This is a genomic window from Dactylosporangium sp. NPDC051484, from assembly GCF_040689395.1.
Taxonomy (GTDB): Bacteria; Actinomycetota; Actinomycetes; order Mycobacteriales; family Micromonosporaceae; genus Dactylosporangium.
On sequence record NZ_JBFAZX010000058.1, the window covers coordinates 1 to 15,116 of the forward strand.

Genomic DNA, 15,116 nt, shown 5'->3' on the forward strand with positions numbered 1-15,116 from the left:
GCGGGTGCTCCCCCCCACCCCCCGCGCCGGTCGCGGGCGCGCCCCCACCCCCGCCCCCCCTACAACACGCCGCGCCCCACCACCCCGGGTGCACGAGCGCTCCGTGATCATGCCGAGGTCCGAACAGCCGGGGTGAAGGACACGTCCAGGCCGTCCGGGCCGAGCTCGACGGTGATCGTCGCGTCCTCGGTGACGTCGCTGGCGAGCAGGGCGCGGGCGATGCGCGTCTCCAGCTCCCGCTGCAGGAAGCGGCGCAGCGGGCGGGCGCCGAACACCGGGTCGAAGCCCGCCTCGGCGATGTAGCGCCGGGCGCCCTCGGTGATCCGCAGCGTGATGCGGCGCTCGTCGAGACGCGAGCGAAGGTCCTCGATGAGCAGGTCCACGATCCGCCCGATCTCGGGCATGGTGAGCGGCCGGAACAGGACCGTCTCGTCGATGCGGTTGAGGAACTCCGGCCGGAAGTGCCCGCGCAGCGTGGTCATGACACCGATGCGGGCCTCCTCGGTGAGCCGCCCGTCGGGCGTCACGCCCTCGAGCAGCAGCTGCGAGCCGAGGTTGCTGGTCATGATGACGACCGTGTTGCGGAAGTCGACGGTGCGGCCCTGCGCGTCGGTGAGCCGGCCGTCGTCGAGCAGCTGCAGCAGGATGTTGAAGACGTCCGGGTGGGCCTTCTCGATCTCGTCGAGCAGGATCACGGAGTACGGCTTGCGGCGCACCGCCTCGGTGAGCTGCCCGCCCTCCTCGTAGCCGACGTAGCCGGGCGGCGCCCCGACCAGGCGCGAGACCGTGTGCCGTTCCTGGTACTCGCTCATGTCGAGCCGGATCATGTTGTCCTCGGTGTCGAAGAGCGCGGCCGCGAGGGTCTTCGCGAGCTCGGTCTTGCCCACGCCGGTCGGGCCCAGGAAGAGGAACGAGCCGATCGGGCGGCGCGGGTCCTTGATGCCGGACCGGGCGCGGATGACGGCGTCGGCGACGACCTGCACCGCCTCGTCCTGGCCGACGACGCGCTCGTGCAGGATGTCGGTCAGGCGCAGCAGCTTGTCCCGCTCCGCCTCCAGCAGGCGGTTCGTCGGGATGCCGGTCCAGCGGGCGACGATCCCGGCGATCTCGTCCGGCGTGACCACCTCGCGCAGGAGCCGATGCCCGCCCTGCTTGTCGCTGAGCCGCTCCTCCTCGGCCCTCAGCCGTCGCTCGAGCTCGGGCAGCCGGCCGAGGCGCAGCTGCGCGGCGCGGTCCAGGTCGTACTGGCGCTCGGCGAGGTCGGCCTCCCGGCGTACCCGCTCGATCTCCTCGCGCAGCTCCTGCACCTTGCGGATGGCCTGGCGCTCGGCGTTCCACTGGGCGCGCATGGCGTCGACCTCGCCGCGCAGGTCGGCGATCTCGCGGTGGATCTGGTCGAGGCGGGCGACACTGGCCGGGTCGGTCTCCTTGGACAGCGCCGCCTCCTCCATTTCGAGGCGCATGAGGCGGCGGGCGGCCTTGTCGAGCTCGGCCGGCTGCGAGTCGATCTCGGTGCGCAGCATCGCGCAGGCCTCGTCCACGAGGTCGATGGCCTTGTCCGGCAGGAAGCGGTCGGCGATGTACCGATGGGAGAGGCGGACGGCCGCCACGAGCGCCGCGTCGAGGATGCGGACCCCGTGGTACACCTCGAGGCGCTCCCGCAGCCCGCGCAGGATGGTGATCGCGTCCTCCTGGCTGGGTTCGGACACCAGGATCGGCTGGACGCGCCGCTCGAACGCCGCGTCCTTCTCGATGTGCTTGCGGTACTCCGCCAGCGTCGTCGCGCCGATCATGCGCAGCTCGCCGCGGGCCAGCATCGGCTTGAGCAGATTGCCGGCGTCCATCGCGCCCTCGGCGGCACCGGCGCCGACGACGGTGTGCAGCTCGTCGATGAACAGCAGGATGCGGCCCTGCGCGGCGGTAACCTCGCAGAGCACGGCCTTGAGCCGCTCCTCGAACTCGCCGCGGTACTTCGCGCCCGCGATCAGCGCACCCATGTCGAGCGCGAAGATCGTCTTGTCGCGCAGCCCCTCGGGCACGTCGTGGTTGACGATGCGCTGCGCCAGCCCCTCGACGATCGCGGTCTTGCCCACGCCGGGGTCGCCGACGAGCACCGGGTTGTTCTTCGTCTTGCGCGACACGATCTGCACCACGCGGCGGATCTCCTCGTCGCGGCCGATGACCGGCTCCAGCCGGCCCAGGCGGGCGTCGGCGACGAGGTCCCGCCCGTACTTCGACAGCGCCTCGTACGCCGCCTCGGGATTGGCCGAGGAGACCCGCTGCGCGCCGCGCACCGAGGTGAGCTCGTTCAGCAGCCGCTCACGGTTGACGCCCACGTTGTGTAGCCGCCGGCCCGCCGCGGTGGACGAGCCCTCGTCGACGAGCGCCAGGAGCAGGTGCTCGACCGAGACGTACTCGTCCTTGAGCCGCGCCGCCTCCCGTTGTGCCGCGTCGAGCAGCCGGGCCATCCGCTGGGTGATCGACACCTGCCCGGGCGGCACACCGGGGCCGGTGACGCTGGGGCGCCGGTTCAGGTCGGCCAGCACCTGCGCGCGCAGGTCGGCCACGTCGACGTCGCAGCCGCTCAGCAGCCGCACCGTGACACCCTCGGGCTGGTCGAGCAGGGCGAGCAGCAGGTGCTCGCCGTCGACCTCGGTGTGGCCCGCGCGGGTCGCCAGGTCCTGCGCCTCCGTCAGCGCCTGCCGGGACCGCTCGGTGAGCCGGTTCAGGTCCACGACCGCCTCCTCAGTTCGGCCTCGAGCTCATCGATGCGGGCGAGCAGGTCCAGCACCACGCCGACCGCGGCGTAGTTGAGCGGAAGAGCCGCCCGTAGCCGGCGGATCCGGGCGAGCCGGGCCAGCTGGGAGCCGGGGAACGCGGGCTCGCCCCGCAGGCCGGCGACCGGCTCCAGCAGGCCGAGCGCGACGAGGCGCGTGACCAGCTGGGGGTGGACGCCACCGGCGGCGGCGAACGCGTCCAGGGACAACGCGTCCAGGGACACGGATGGGCGATGGACGATCGCATAAGTCATCGGGTACTCCGCGGGTTGTACTTGGAGACCCTCGCCAGCTCCTCGAACAGCCGTCGTTCCTCGGCCGTCGGCGCCGGCGGGACCATGATCCTGATTTCGGCATAGAGGTCACCGGGGTTGCCGCGCGGGTTCGGCAGCCCCTGGCCGCGCAGGCGCAGCCGCCGCCCGGAGGACGAGCCGGCCGGCACGTCCAGGCGCACCTCCCCGCCAGCGGGGGTGCGCAGCGGCACCTCTGCGCCGAGCGCCGCCTCCCACGGCGTGACCGCGAGCCGCGCCGTGACGTCCCGGCCGGAGACGGTGTACCGCGGGTCGGGCGCCAGATGCACGATGAGGTACAGGTCGCCGGGCGGCCCCCCGCCGAGGCCTCCGGATCCCTGCCCGGCCAGCCGGATCCGCTGCCCCTCGGTGATCCCGTGCGGGATCGCCACCTCGTAGCGGTGCCCGCCCGGCAGGGTGATCGTGCGCCGGCCGCCGCGGTAGGCGTCCTCCAGGCCGATGGTGATCTCGGCCTCGGCGTCCGCGCCGGGCACGGCCCCGCCGCCGGAGCGCTCGCCGAACATGCCGCCGAGGAGGTCCTCGAGGTCGATGTTCTGGAATCCGGCCTCGAACCCGCCGCCGGGCGAACGGCGCCGGCCCGCCCCGGTTGCCGAGCCCGCCCCGGCGTACCGCCGCGACTCGAAGTCGTCGGGGACCTGGCGCCACTGGTCGCCGAACCGGTCGTACTTCGCGCGGCTCTTCGGGTCGGACAGCACGTGGTAGGCCTCGGTGATCCGCTTGAACCGCTCCTCGGCGCCCGGCTCCTTGCTGACGTCGGGGTGGCTGCGGCGGGCCAGCGTGCGGTACGCCCGCTGGATCTCCTCGACCGTCGCGGTCCTCGGCACGCCGAGCACCTGGTAGTAGTCATCCGCCATGGTCAGGCCGCTCCGAGCCGGGGGCCGAGCTGGAGGGCCTGGCCACCGCGACGATCGCCGGGCGCAGCAGGCCGCCCGGCCCGCCGTAGCCGGGGCGTACCACCCGAACCACCGTGCCGGGCGGCACCCGCGGGTCTTCGACCGCCTCGGCCGCCTCGTGCCGCGCGGGGTCGAACGGCTCGCCCTCGGCGCCGATCGGCTCGAACCCCAGCCGCGCCAGCGCGGACTGCGCGTCCTGGCGCACGTGGGCCACGCCCTGCACGATGGACTGCGGGTCGGCCTCGGCGTGGCGCAGCGCCAGGTCTAGGTGGTCGAGCACGGGCAGCCAGGCGGCGCTGACCCGCAGCCGCTCGGCCGCGGTGCGCTCCGCGATGAGCCGATCGCAGCGCTTGCGGGCGTTCTCGGCGTCGGCGGCGGCGCGGTGCCATCGATCCCGCAGCTCCTCGAGCTCGGCCGCGCCCCCCAGTCGCTCGGGGCCGCCGGCCTCGGGAGGTTCGGTGGGTTCGGTCGGCTCGGCGGCCTCGACGGGTTCGCCGGTCATGGCTCACCCGCCGGTGAAGTCGGCGTCGACGACGTCCTCGTCGGACGCGGCCCCGGACGGCTGCTGCGCCTGTTGCCGCGGTTGCTGCGCGGCACCGGCGAGGCCGTAGGTGACCTGCCGCAGGTCCGCGGTGAGGCCCTGCATCCGCTGCTGTTCGGCGTCCGGGTCCTTGACCGCCTCGCGGGCCTGCTGCACCAGCAGCTCGGCGCGGGCGCGCTCGTGCTCGGGCACCTGGTCGCCGTGCTCGTCGAGCATCCGCTGCACCTGGTACGCGGCGCCGTCGAGCTCGTTGCGCGCCTCGATCACCCGGCGCGTCCGCTCGTCGTCGGCGCGGTGCTGCTCGGCCTCGCGCACCATGCGCTCGACCTCGCTCTTCTCCAGCGTGCCGCTCTCGGTGATGGTGATCTTCTGCTCGCCGCCGGTGTCCTTGTCCCTCGCCGAGACGTTGAGGATGCCGTTGGCGTCGATGTCGTAGGTGACCTCGATCTGCGGGGCGCCGCGCGGGGCGGGCCGGATGTTCTCCAGCCGTACCCGGCCGAGCACCCGGTTGTCGGCGGCGCGCTCGCGCTCGCCCTGCAGTACGACCACCTCGACCGCGGGCTGGTTGTCCTCCGCGGTCGTGAACGTCTCCGTGCGCCGCGTCGGGATGGTCGTGTTGCGGTCGATGACCTTCGTCATGAGCCCGCCAAGCGTCTCCACGCCCAGCGACAGCGGGGTGACGTCGAGCAGCACGACGTCGCGCACCTCGCCCTTGAGCACGCCGGCCTGGATCGCGGCGCCGAGCGCGACGACCTCGTCCGGGTTGACGCTCATGTTCGGGTCCTTGCCGCCGGTGAGGCGCCGCACGAGCGCCTGCACGGCCGGCATGCGGGTCGCGCCGCCGACGAGGATGACCTCGTCGAGGTCGCCCGCGCTGACCTTGGCGTCGCTCATCGCCTGCCGCACCGGGCCCATGGTCCGCTCCAGCAGGTCGTGGGTCAGGTCTTCGAACACCGCCCGGGTGATCGTCATCGTCAGGTGCTTCGGGCCGTTGGCGTCGGCGGTGATGAACGGCAGGTTCACCTGCGTCTGCGGCACCGACGACAGCTCGATCTTGGCCCGCTCGGCCGCCTCGATGAGCCGCTGCAGCGCCTGCGGGTCCTTGCGCAGGTCGATGCCCTGCTCCTGCTTGAACTGATCGGCGATGTGGTCGACCAGCCGGTGGTCGAAGTTGTCGCCGCCCAGGTGGGTGTCGCCGGCGGTCGCGCGTACCTCCACGACGCCGTCGCCGACGTCGAGGATGCTCACGTCGAAGGTGCCGCCGCCGAGGTCGAACACCAGCACCGTCTCGTGGCCGGCCTTGTCCAGGCCGTAGGCGAGCGCGGCGGCCGTCGGCTCGTTGATGATGCGCAGGACCTCGAGGCCGGCGATGCGTCCGGCGTCCTTGGTCGCCTGCCGCTGGGCGTCGTTGAAGTACGCGGGCACGGTGATGACGGCCTCGGTGACCCGCTCGCCGAGGTACTTCGCGGCGTCGTCGGCGAGCTTGCGCAGCACCTGTGCGGAGACCTCCTCCGGCGAGATCAGCTTGCCGCGCACGTCGAACCGGACCGCACCCTCGGGACCGGAAACGACCTTGTACGTGACCGTCCTGGCCTCCTCGGTCACCTCGTCGAACCGGCGGCCGACGAAGCGCTTCGCCGACGTGATGGTGCCCTCCGGGTTCAGCGCCGCCTGACGTTTGGCGAGGTGCCCGACGAGACGCTCGCCGCCGGTGGTGTACGCGACGACGGACGGCGTGGTCCGGCTGCCCTCGGCGTTGGCGATCACCGTGGCCTGACCGCCCTCGAACGCGGCGATCACTGAGTTGGTCGTCCCGAGGTCGATGCCTACTGCCCTGGCCATGGGTCTCAGATCCTTCCGACGCGTGACGTCCTCTGTTCGACCTTCCGCCGGTGTACCGAGCGTCACTTCCTCTGGCCCGGATGAGCCGCCGGTCGCCCGGTGACCGGACCGTTCGCCACAGCTGAGCCGTTTACCCGCGCACCCCGCCGGGTAACCACAAAGGCTCATCGCACGGGAGGTGTATCCCAGTGAGGTACGTCGACTTCATCCAGAAGGTGGCGGAGCGCAGCGGCGGCGTCTCGCTCGGGAAGGCCGAGGCGATCACGACGGCCACGCTGCGGACGCTCGCCGAGCGCATCGTCGGCGGCGAGGCCCGCGACCTGGCCGCCCAGCTGCCCAAGGACCTTCAGGAGCCGCTCACGTCCGGCGTCGACCAGCCGGCCGAGCGCATGGCCCTCGAAGAGTTCGTGCACCGGGTCGCCGCCCGCGGCGAGGTCAACTTCACCCTCGCGCGGCAGGGCACCCGCGCCGTGCTGGAGACCCTGCGCGACGCGGTCAGCGAGGGGGAGTTCGACGGCGTGCTGGCGCAGCTGTCGCAGGAGTACCACGAACTGCTGCGGCCCGTGGCGAGCCGATAGGGCCTGGCGCGCCGGCCTCAGTCCAGCCGGTCTCAGTCCAGGTCGACGATCTCGCGGCCCAGCGGCCAGAAGGCGGCCGGGACCAGCTTGAAGTGCGCGATGCCGAACGGGATGCCGATGACGCTCGCGCACAGCGTGATGCCGGCGGTGATGTGCGTCAGGGCGAGCCACCATCCGGCGAGCACCACCCAGAGCACGTTGGCGAGCCCCGTAGCGACCCCGGAACCGCCGGACTTGGCGCGCACGGTGCGGCCGAACGGCCACAGCGAGTACACGGCCAGCCGCCACGAGGCGATCGCGAACGGGATCGTCACGACGAGCACGAAGCAGAGGGCGGCCGCGAGCGCGTAGCCGAGGAACAGCACCAACCCGCCGCCGAAGATGAGCCAGAGCACGTTGAGGACGAAACGGATCACACCCCGATCATGGCGCATGGACGCAACGGGCGGCCCTGATCGCCTCAGCCCGCGACGGCGCGGCGGACCCGGAAGGCGACGGCGATCTCGGCGACGCCGAGCACGATCGCCGTGATGCCGCTCAGCAGCACCAGGACCTGCAGGGACAGGCTCGGCCACGCCAGGAACAGCACGCCGACGGCGATCGACACCGCACCGATCCCGAGCAGCCACGCCCGCACGTCGCCGGTGGTGAACGCGCCCAGCAGTACCCCGGCGAAGCCGCTCAGCAGCCAGGCCAGGCCGATGAGCACCGACACCGCCACGACGCCGGCCGCGGCGTCGCGCAGGCACACCAGGCCGACGATCACCAGCAGGAGGCCGAAGGCGCCGTCGACGATCCGGCGCATCGGGACGCCCCGCGCCGACTCGTCGCGACCGGCCCCGCGGCCGGCCCGGAACGCGCCGAAGACGCGCATCAGGCCGATCACCAGTAGCCAGGCGCCGGCCATCAGGCCGACGAGTCGCAGCGTCACCTGCGGCCAGGCCAGCACCCCCAGGCCGAACAGCAGGGTGATCACGCCCGCGCTCAGCAGCGGCCAGAACGGCACCGTCACCGTGCCGCGCACGGCGCGAGTGGAGGCGCTCCCCGGAACGGTGGTCATCCTTCCCACCCCCCTTTGACGACACGATCAGCGTCGACCCGCCGGGCTCGGGGTCCATCGCCCGAGCCGGGTGAAACGATCGAAGTGGCGGCACGACGGGTGACATCGGGCGCCGGTGGGCTGCGGCCCCCCGCCGGGTGGCACGCGGGGCGGGCGGCGCCGCATCGACCGCGGCGGAAGCCGAATAATCCCGGCGTGCGCCTGCTGATCGCCGTGGTGGCCTGCCTGTCCCTGGCCGCGTGTGCCGCGTGTGGTGGCCCGGCGCGGCCCGGCCCGCCGGCGCCGTCCGCCGCCACGGCCCCCTCCGCCGCCGGGTCGCCGTCGCCCGCGGCACCGCCGAGCCCGTCGCCGTCACCGTCGTTCGCGCCGGTACCGGCCGGCTTCGTGGCGCTGTCCGATGTGGACGACAGCATCCTGTCCGACATCCGGTACGCCACCCCGCACAACTTCGTCGGCCGGCCGGTCACCGGATACCTCCGGCCGCGCTGCCTGCTCACCCGCCAGGCCGCCGAGGCGCTGCACCGCGTGCAGCAAAGGGCCCTTTCGCGGGGGTACAGCCTCAAGGTGTACGACTGCTACCGCCCCCAGCAGGCGGTCGACGACTTCATACGCTGGTCCGGCGACGCCGACCAGCGCATGAAGGGCGAGTTCTACCCGCGCGTCGACAAGTCCGCGCTCTTCGACGACGGCTACATCGGCGGGCCCACCGCGCACAGCCGGGGCAGCACGCTCGACCTGACGCTGGTGGCGATGCCGGGGCGCACGCAGCCGCCGTACCGCGCGGACGACCCACTGGTGTCGTGCACGGACCCGGCGGACCAGCGGTTCCCGGACAACACCGTCGACATGGGCACCGGCTTCGACTGCTTCGACCCGCTGGCCCACACGGCGGCGGCGGGCCTGAGCGCGGCGGAGCGCGACAACCGGGCGCTGCTGACCGGCCTCATGTCCGCCGGCGGCTTCAAGAACTACCCGAAGGAGTGGTGGCACTACACCCTCAATGGCGAGCCGTTCCCGGACACGTACTACAACTTCCCGGTCGCCTGACGGACCCGCACCCCTCAGTCCTCGTCGACGCGCAGGGCCCCCGACGGGCAGCCGAGCACGGCCTGACGGGCCGCCTCGTGCAGGGCCGGCGGGGGTTGCTTGTCGAGCAGGATCACCACACCGTCCTCCTCGCGCTGGTCGAAGACCTGAGGCAGCAGCAGCGCGCACTGGCCGGAGGCCACGCACACGCCGGTGTCGGCGCTGATCTTCACCGATCCATCTCCGTTCACCACGTCACGGGTACCTCATCCACACCACCGGTGAGCCGGTTGTGCCGGATCTGGATGTCGTCCAGGCCGACGGTGAGGCGCAGGCCCGGGAAGCGGCGCAGCAGAGCGGGAAACACGGTGCGCAGCTCGGTGCGGGCGAGGCTGGCCCCGATGCAGACATGGGCGCCGTGACCGAAGGCGAGGTGCGCGTTGGGCCGCCGGCCCGGGTCGAACTCGGCCGGGTCGGCGAAGACCGAGGCGTCGCGGTTGGCGGCGTTGCTGGAGATGATGACCGCCTCGCCGCGGGCGATGGTGACGGCGCCGACCTCGACGTCCTCGTGGGCGTACCGCACCAGCCCCAGTCCGCCGGGCGCGGTGATGCGCAGGATCTCCTCCACGGTCGGACCCACCTCGGCGTCGGGGTCCGCGGCGAACCGGTCGCGCCGGCGCGGGTCGGCGAGCAGTAGCAGGACGCCAAGATCGATGCGGGTCGAGGTAGTCTCGTGCCCGGCGAAGATGAGCCCGGCGGTGAGGCGGGCCAGCTCGTCCTCGGTGAACGTGGGGTCCTCGGCCTGCGCGGCGACGAGGTCGGAGATGACGTCGAGACCGGGCGTGCGCCGCTTGGCCTCGGCGAGCCCGAGGGTGTACGCCTTGAACTCCTCCAACGCCGCCCGCGCGTCGGCACCGCCGTCGATGAGGCCGATGCGCTGGGACAGCTGCCGGAAGTGGGCGCGGTCGGCGTAGGGCACGCCGAGCAGCTCGCAGATGACGAGCACCGGCAGCGGGAAGGCGAGCAGCTCGTGCAGGTTGACCGGCTCGCCCGGGCGGGCGTCGTGGGCGGCCTGCATGTCGTCCAGGCAGCGGGCGGTGAGCTCCTCGATCCGTCCGGCCAGGCGGCGCATCCGCGGCGCGGAGAACGCCGGCACCAGCAGGCGACGCATCCGGGTGTGCTCGCGCTCCTCGGTGTCGTAGTCGCCGGACGGCCCGTCGAGCACCGCCGCGTGCGAGATCCGGGCCGCCTCCTGTGGCGCCGGGTGGGAGCGGCCGAAGCGGCGGTCGCCGAAGATCTGCCTCGCCTCGGCGTAGGCGGTCACCAGCCAGGCCGGGTCGCCGGCGGGCGTGGTGACCTGGGTGAGCGGGGCCTCGCGGCGCAGCACGTCGTACAGCGGGGCGATGTCGAGGACGTTGGGCCGGTCGAAGGGCAGCTGCGGCCGGGCCTGGGCCGTCACGGTCATGACGCTCCTCCGCGCGGTGCGATCGGGGACGACAGAATTCGTCAATGTCGATGCAAGGCTAACACGGCGTCACCGGTTCGAGCCTGCCCGTGACGACGGCGCGCGGCCTCACCCGCCGGACGGTACGTTTGGCTGTCATGACGGGGGAGCCATGAACGATCCCGACGGCCCGGCCCACGCCGACGCGCGGCTGTGGGCGCAGCGGGCGCTGGCGCGGTTGCGTGCCGAGGCGGCCGCCGAGACGCCCGTAACGCTGCGCCGCTACCCGCTTCCGGCGGCGTGGGGTGTCTCGCTGTACTTGCAGGACGAGTCGCAGCGTCCTACCGGAAGCCTCAAGCACGGATTGGTCCGCCGGCTGATGGAGGACGCGGTCGCCCGCGGCGACATCGGCGAAGGAACAACCGTGGTCGAGGCGACGGCCGGCAACACGGCGGTCGCCACCGCCTACTTCGCAGCCATGCTTGGGCTGCCCTTTGTTGCAGTCGTGCCGGGCAAGACGCCACCGGCGAAGCGGGAGCGAATCGAGCGATACGGTGGCCGCTGCCACCTGTTCGATCCGCCGGCCGCCATATACGACGAGGCCGGCAGGCTCGCGGCGGAACTCGGCGGCCATTACCTCGATCACCTGACCTCCGCGGCGCATGTCGAGGATTGGCGCGGCTTCGACAGTGCCGGCGCCACCCTGACCGCACAGACCATCGCGCGCGAAGGCAGCCCGCCCACGTGGGCTGTCGTTGGCGCCGGCACTGGGACGACCAGCGCGACCCTGGGCCGGCACCTGCGCTATCACGGGTATCCCACCCGACTCGTGGTGGTGGACCCGGAGAACTCCGCTTACTGGCCCAGCTGGGTCACCGACTACCCGGGATACGGAACCGGGATGCCGTCACGGATCGAAGGCATCGGCCGCCCCCGTGTCGAACCGGCGTTCCTGCCCACGGTCGTAGATCTCATGATTCCCGTACCCGACGCGGCGAGCGTCGCTGCCATGCGTCATCTCGCGGCCACTACCGGCTGGTCGGTCGGCCCGTCGACCGGCACCAATCTCTGGGGTGCCCTGCGCATCGCCCACGGCATGCTCCAGCGCGGTGAAACGGGCAGCATCGCCACCCTGATCTGCGACGGTGCCGCCGCCTACCGCGGCACCTACTACGACGACGCCTGGACCCGGGAGAAGAAGCTCGACCCGAACCCCTACATCGCAGTGATCGACCGCTTCCTCGCCCACAGCGAGTGGACCGAACCCGGCACACCGAAGCCCGGCTGAGGTCTCAGCCGGGCTTTCGGTGACTGGTTGCGTTGGTTCAGATGAGCCAGCGGTTGCGTTGGACGAGGGGGAGTTTGGCCCAGCGGCGGCCGAGGCCCCAGGTGTGGCCGGTGTAGGCGGCGGCGAGGGCGATCATGACGATGGCGTAGATGAGGTGGTAGTCGGTCAGCGGGTTGGTGGAGCCGGTGGGGGTGCCTTCTGCAGCGGCCCGGTGTTGACGGAGGCGAGGAAGCCTTTGGTGGGGCTGCCGCCGTTGATCCAGGCTTTGGCTTCGGGGGTGGCGTAGCCGAGGCCGAAGGTCTTGTCGGCGAAGGCCCAGAGGAAGACGAAGGGACCCGCGTCCCCTCACCACCGGGACCTCCTGCCGACCCGCTCGCGCCTGTCCGCGAGGCGTCAGGGCTCGGCACCGGCACGGGTCAGGAGGTAGCCCAGCGCGGACAAGCCCGACATCACGGCGGCGACGAACAGGTTCACCGGCACGCCGGCGACGCGCGGAAGCTCCCCTGGCTCATCCTCGGCCTCGGACCCGGGCACCGCCTCTGCGATGAAGAACGGCACGTAACTGAAGATCGGATGCAGCGCGGCGATCTTCAACCCGAGTTCCCGCTCCTCGCGGGTTCCCGGGCGCCGCAGCAGCCACAGGGACACGATCGACCAGCCCACGTCGGTGGCGACCGCCGACGCCGTGTGGAAGCGGGCGTGCGGCTTCCAGCTTGGATTGAAGACGTGGGTGCGGTTCAGGTCCGCCATGGCATGAACCACCCCACTGCCCACCACGGAGGCAGTGACAAGCAGCCGGCCGATGCTCCTCATCATGCCCGGCCCAACTGCCCGGCGCCGGTCCGGCCAAACAAGCGCTGCGGCCAACTTCCCTGCTCACGACGCGAGTGGTGGTGGCTCCGCTACGCTGGGATGGTGCTGATCAGGACCGGCCTGTTGCGGTTCGACCCGCACAACGGGCACATGCTGTTGCACACCCGCCGCAAGGGTGTCGTCTCGACCGTCGGCCACGACCTGACCATCGAGGTGACCGACTGGTCGGTGCGGATCGACATTCCAGAGACCGGACCGGCGGGTGCCACCGCGACGGCCCATGTCGAGCTGGGATCCTTGGTCGTGCGGGAGGGCACCGGTGGTGCGCTTCCGCTGTCCGACAAGGACCGGAGCGAGATCGAGAAGAACGCCAGGCGGACGCTGGACGTCGGTCGCCACCCGGCGGCCACCTTCGAGTCCGCCCGCGTCGTCACGGGCGACGACCACGCCACGATCAGCGGAACGCTCACGCTGCACGGGGTCGCCGCCCCGATCGACGTCCAGGTTCGCGAGGTGACGCCCGAGCGGTACCGCGCCACCACGGTGGTGACCCAGTCGGCGTACGGAATCAAGCCGTACTCGGCCTTTCTCGGCGCGCTCAAGGTCCGAGACGACGTCGAGGTGGAACTCGAGGTCGAGCTCGAACACTGACAACCGTGACGCGGCGGTCGAGCACGCGCTGGAACGGTATCTGGACGCTCAGCATCAGGCCATGAGCGTTCTGGAGTCCGCATCGACGATCGCGGAGTCGGCTGCGGCGTTCGCCCGGCCGATGGTGAGTGCGCTGGCAGCGGGTGGTCGCGATTTGTTGGCCATGCGGACCGTGGCGCGGATCGGGACCGACCCGCCGCGGGGATGGGACCGTCTGGCCGACTGCTGAAGGTGAACCTTCCGGGCTTCCGACGTTCACCGGATTTCTCCGGGTACTTCAGCGACTGACTCTCTCCCAGCAGCGCTTTCGCGCCATCTGACATTATGGACTGCCATTCGGGGCGGTGATTTCTGTCGGGTTCTGGGATAATAAAATGCATGGGGCAGCTGGGATTGTTGTGTGTCCTGAACGCGGAGAGTGCTCGTGTAGGTCGGGTTTCTTGATGCGGTGCTGCGTGGGAGATGAAGGTTTGGCCCTTCGGAACCGTCCTGCGGAGGGTGGTTTCAAACCGGCTCATGCTGCGTTGGTTGATGACCGTCGTGGTGAGCGATGAGGAAAAGGCGCCACTTGAAGGCGTCAGGTGGGGATCGGGAAGGCGAGCGTAAGCGAATCATTGATGACGTGTCGAAACTGCTAGGTGACATCAGAACCGGGGCGTGACAATGGTCCTGGGATAAGTTTGGCGGGCGTTCCGCTTACTGGCCAGACGGTGTCCGGCATGAAGATGGCGCGAGCCCGGTCTGCGGCTTTCACGTGGAACAGGAGAAGGCGTGCCTCGACATTACTCGGCCTCGGTTCGGGTCGGGTGAGAGGGAGTATCCCGAAGCGGGAAGACCGTGAGGGAGTGAGTACCGTCGCGGGGCGCGCTGGCGGACCGGCCTGTAGTAGTGATGAAGGTCCTGTAACGGGACCGGAGCGAAGGGGCCGGGTTGTTCGTGACTGGTTCGTTCGATCAACCGGATGCTGTGTCCGGGAGGAGTCGCGTGGACGGGTTGAAAGCACCAGGCAAGTCGTTTGACATTTCGAAACGTGCAGTGTGGGAGGCGTGGGAGAGAGTCAGAGCGAACAGGGGCGCACCGGGGGTGGACGGGAAGACGATTGCGGCGTTCGAAGCCGATCTGAAGGGAAACCTGTACAAGGTTTGGAATCGGATGTCATCGGGATCGTATTTCCCGCCTGCGGTGCGTGCGGTGGAGATTCCGAAAGCGCATGGGACGGGCATCCGCGTGCTGGGGGTGCCGACCGTGGCTGATCGGGTCGCGCAGACGGTGGTGGCCCGGGAGTTGGAAAAGAGGGTCGATCCGGCCTTCCATCCGGACTCCTACGGATACCGCCCGAATCGTTCCGCGCTCGATGCAGTCGCGAGATGCCGGCAGCGGTGCCGGCGGGCGAACTGGGTGATCGATTTGGATATCACCAAGTTCTTCGACAGTGTGCCGTGGGATCTCGCGATCAAGGCCGTCGAGGCGAACACCGAGCTTCCGTGGGTGGTGCTGTATGTGAAACGGTGGTTGGAAGCGCCGTTGCAGCACGCCGACAAGTCGTTGCAGATCCGGGATCGGGGAACCCCGCAGGGGTCCGCGGTCTCGCCCGTGCTGGCCAATCTGTTTCTGCACTATGCGTTCGACTTGTGGATGGCCCGGGAGTTCCCGCGTGTCGAGTTCGAACGGTATGTGGATGACGCGGTGGTGCATTGTGTCAGCGAGGCCCAGGCGCGCACAGTGCTGGCGGCTCTCCGGGAACGGATGGCGCAGGTTGGGCTGGAGTTGCACCCGGACAAGACCCGGATCGTGTACTGACGTGATCTCAACGAGATTGCGGTAGGTACCGGTATTCGAAGTGTGTGAGATGCAGAGCTGCGGCGACGATGTCGCCGAGTGTGCGAGGGCTG

General features: G+C 70.9%; 16 protein-coding genes. 6 read left to right on the plus strand and 10 right to left on the minus strand.

The annotated features are described in order from the left end of the window. Window positions 1–107: 107 nt before the first annotated feature. From clpB to dnaK, 5 genes are read right to left on the minus strand one after another with little or no spacing between them, the layout of a single operon-like run. A complete protein-coding gene (gene clpB, locus AB0367_RS37585) occupies window positions 108–2,735 on the minus strand; it encodes an ATP-dependent chaperone ClpB (protein WP_366231295.1) in 2,628 nt (875 codons plus the stop codon). Then, window positions 2,726–3,031, minus strand: a complete 306-nt coding sequence (locus tag AB0367_RS37590; protein ID WP_366231296.1) for a chaperone modulator CbpM — start codon at window positions 3,029–3,031, stop codon at window positions 2,726–2,728. The genes clpB and AB0367_RS37590 overlap by 10 nt, the downstream gene beginning before the upstream one ends. After that, the gene (locus AB0367_RS37595) at window positions 3,028–3,942 is read right to left on the minus strand and encodes a J domain-containing protein (protein WP_366231297.1); all 915 of its coding nucleotides are present in this window, start codon (window positions 3,940–3,942) and stop codon (window positions 3,028–3,030) included. Before AB0367_RS37595 ends, AB0367_RS37590 begins: the two co-directional genes overlap by 4 nt. Next, window positions 3,932–4,483: a nucleotide exchange factor GrpE gene (locus tag AB0367_RS37600; RefSeq protein WP_366231298.1), complete on the minus strand. Its 552-nt coding sequence runs from the start codon at window positions 4,481–4,483 to the stop codon at window positions 3,932–3,934. Before AB0367_RS37600 ends, AB0367_RS37595 begins: the two co-directional genes overlap by 11 nt. 3 nt (window positions 4,484–4,486) lie before the next feature. Next, window positions 4,487–6,364 carry a molecular chaperone DnaK gene (gene dnaK / locus AB0367_RS37605; protein ID WP_366231299.1) on the minus strand — a complete coding sequence of 626 codons (1,878 nt, stop codon included), beginning with the start codon at window positions 6,362–6,364 and terminating at the stop codon, window positions 4,487–4,489. A gap of 188 nt (window positions 6,365–6,552) precedes the next feature. On the opposite strand from dnaK, the gene AB0367_RS37610 reads away from it, so the two are divergent. Next, window positions 6,553–6,942, plus strand: a complete 390-nt coding sequence (locus tag AB0367_RS37610; RefSeq protein WP_366231300.1) for a DUF2267 domain-containing protein — start codon at window positions 6,553–6,555, stop codon at window positions 6,940–6,942. A 32-nt stretch (window positions 6,943–6,974) separates the two neighbouring features. On the opposite strand, the gene AB0367_RS37615 is transcribed toward AB0367_RS37610, so the two are convergent. Further along, window positions 6,975–7,358: a YccF domain-containing protein gene (locus AB0367_RS37615; protein ID WP_366231301.1), complete on the minus strand. Its 384-nt coding sequence runs from the start codon at window positions 7,356–7,358 to the stop codon at window positions 6,975–6,977. Between the two features lie 44 nt (window positions 7,359–7,402). Further along, on the minus strand, window positions 7,403–8,002 hold the full coding sequence (locus AB0367_RS37620; protein WP_366231302.1) for a DUF308 domain-containing protein: 600 nt from the start codon (window positions 8,000–8,002) through the stop codon (window positions 7,403–7,405). Window positions 8,003–8,197: 195 nt separating this feature from the next. On the opposite strand from AB0367_RS37620, the gene AB0367_RS37625 reads away from it, so the two are divergent. Then, window positions 8,198–9,049, plus strand: coding sequence for a M15 family metallopeptidase (locus AB0367_RS37625; RefSeq protein WP_366231303.1), 852 nt, complete (start codon window positions 8,198–8,200; stop codon window positions 9,047–9,049). A gap of 14 nt (window positions 9,050–9,063) precedes the next feature. On the opposite strand, the gene AB0367_RS37630 is transcribed toward AB0367_RS37625, so the two are convergent. Both AB0367_RS37630 and AB0367_RS37635 read right to left on the minus strand, forming a co-directional pair. Then, window positions 9,064–9,261, minus strand: coding sequence for a ferredoxin (locus AB0367_RS37630; RefSeq protein ID WP_366231304.1), 198 nt, complete (start codon window positions 9,259–9,261; stop codon window positions 9,064–9,066). A 14-nt stretch (window positions 9,262–9,275) separates the two neighbouring features. Beyond that, window positions 9,276–10,493: a cytochrome P450 gene (locus tag AB0367_RS37635; RefSeq protein WP_366231305.1), complete on the minus strand. Its 1,218-nt coding sequence runs from the start codon at window positions 10,491–10,493 to the stop codon at window positions 9,276–9,278. Between AB0367_RS37635 and AB0367_RS37640 the strand changes: the two genes are divergently transcribed. Next, on the plus strand, window positions 10,492–11,760 hold the full coding sequence (locus AB0367_RS37640; protein ID WP_366231306.1) for a pyridoxal-phosphate dependent enzyme: 1,269 nt from the start codon (window positions 10,492–10,494) through the stop codon (window positions 11,758–11,760). The genes AB0367_RS37635 and AB0367_RS37640 overlap by 2 nt on opposite strands. 393 nt (window positions 11,761–12,153) lie before the next feature. Here AB0367_RS37640 and AB0367_RS37645 read toward each other — a convergent pair whose 3' ends face one another. Continuing rightward, entirely contained in the window at window positions 12,154–12,576 is a 423-nt protein-coding gene (locus tag AB0367_RS37645) for a DUF6640 family protein (protein ID WP_366231309.1), read from the minus strand. Between the two features lie 99 nt (window positions 12,577–12,675). Between AB0367_RS37645 and AB0367_RS37650 the strand changes: the two genes are divergently transcribed. The 3 genes from AB0367_RS37650 (at window position 12,676) to ltrA (ending at window position 15,024) form a co-directional block, all read left to right on the plus strand. Then, on the plus strand, window positions 12,676–13,224 hold the full coding sequence (locus tag AB0367_RS37650) for a YceI family protein (RefSeq protein WP_366231307.1): 549 nt from the start codon (window positions 12,676–12,678) through the stop codon (window positions 13,222–13,224). Between the two features lie 61 nt (window positions 13,225–13,285). Next, window positions 13,286–13,453, plus strand: a complete 168-nt coding sequence (locus tag AB0367_RS37655) for a hypothetical protein (RefSeq protein WP_366231308.1) — start codon at window positions 13,286–13,288, stop codon at window positions 13,451–13,453. An 806-nt stretch (window positions 13,454–14,259) separates the two neighbouring features. After that, the gene (gene ltrA, locus AB0367_RS37660; RefSeq protein WP_366231310.1) at window positions 14,260–15,024 is read left to right on the plus strand and encodes a group II intron reverse transcriptase/maturase; all 765 of its coding nucleotides are present in this window, start codon (window positions 14,260–14,262) and stop codon (window positions 15,022–15,024) included. The last annotated feature ends 92 nt before the right edge of the window (window positions 15,025–15,116 follow it).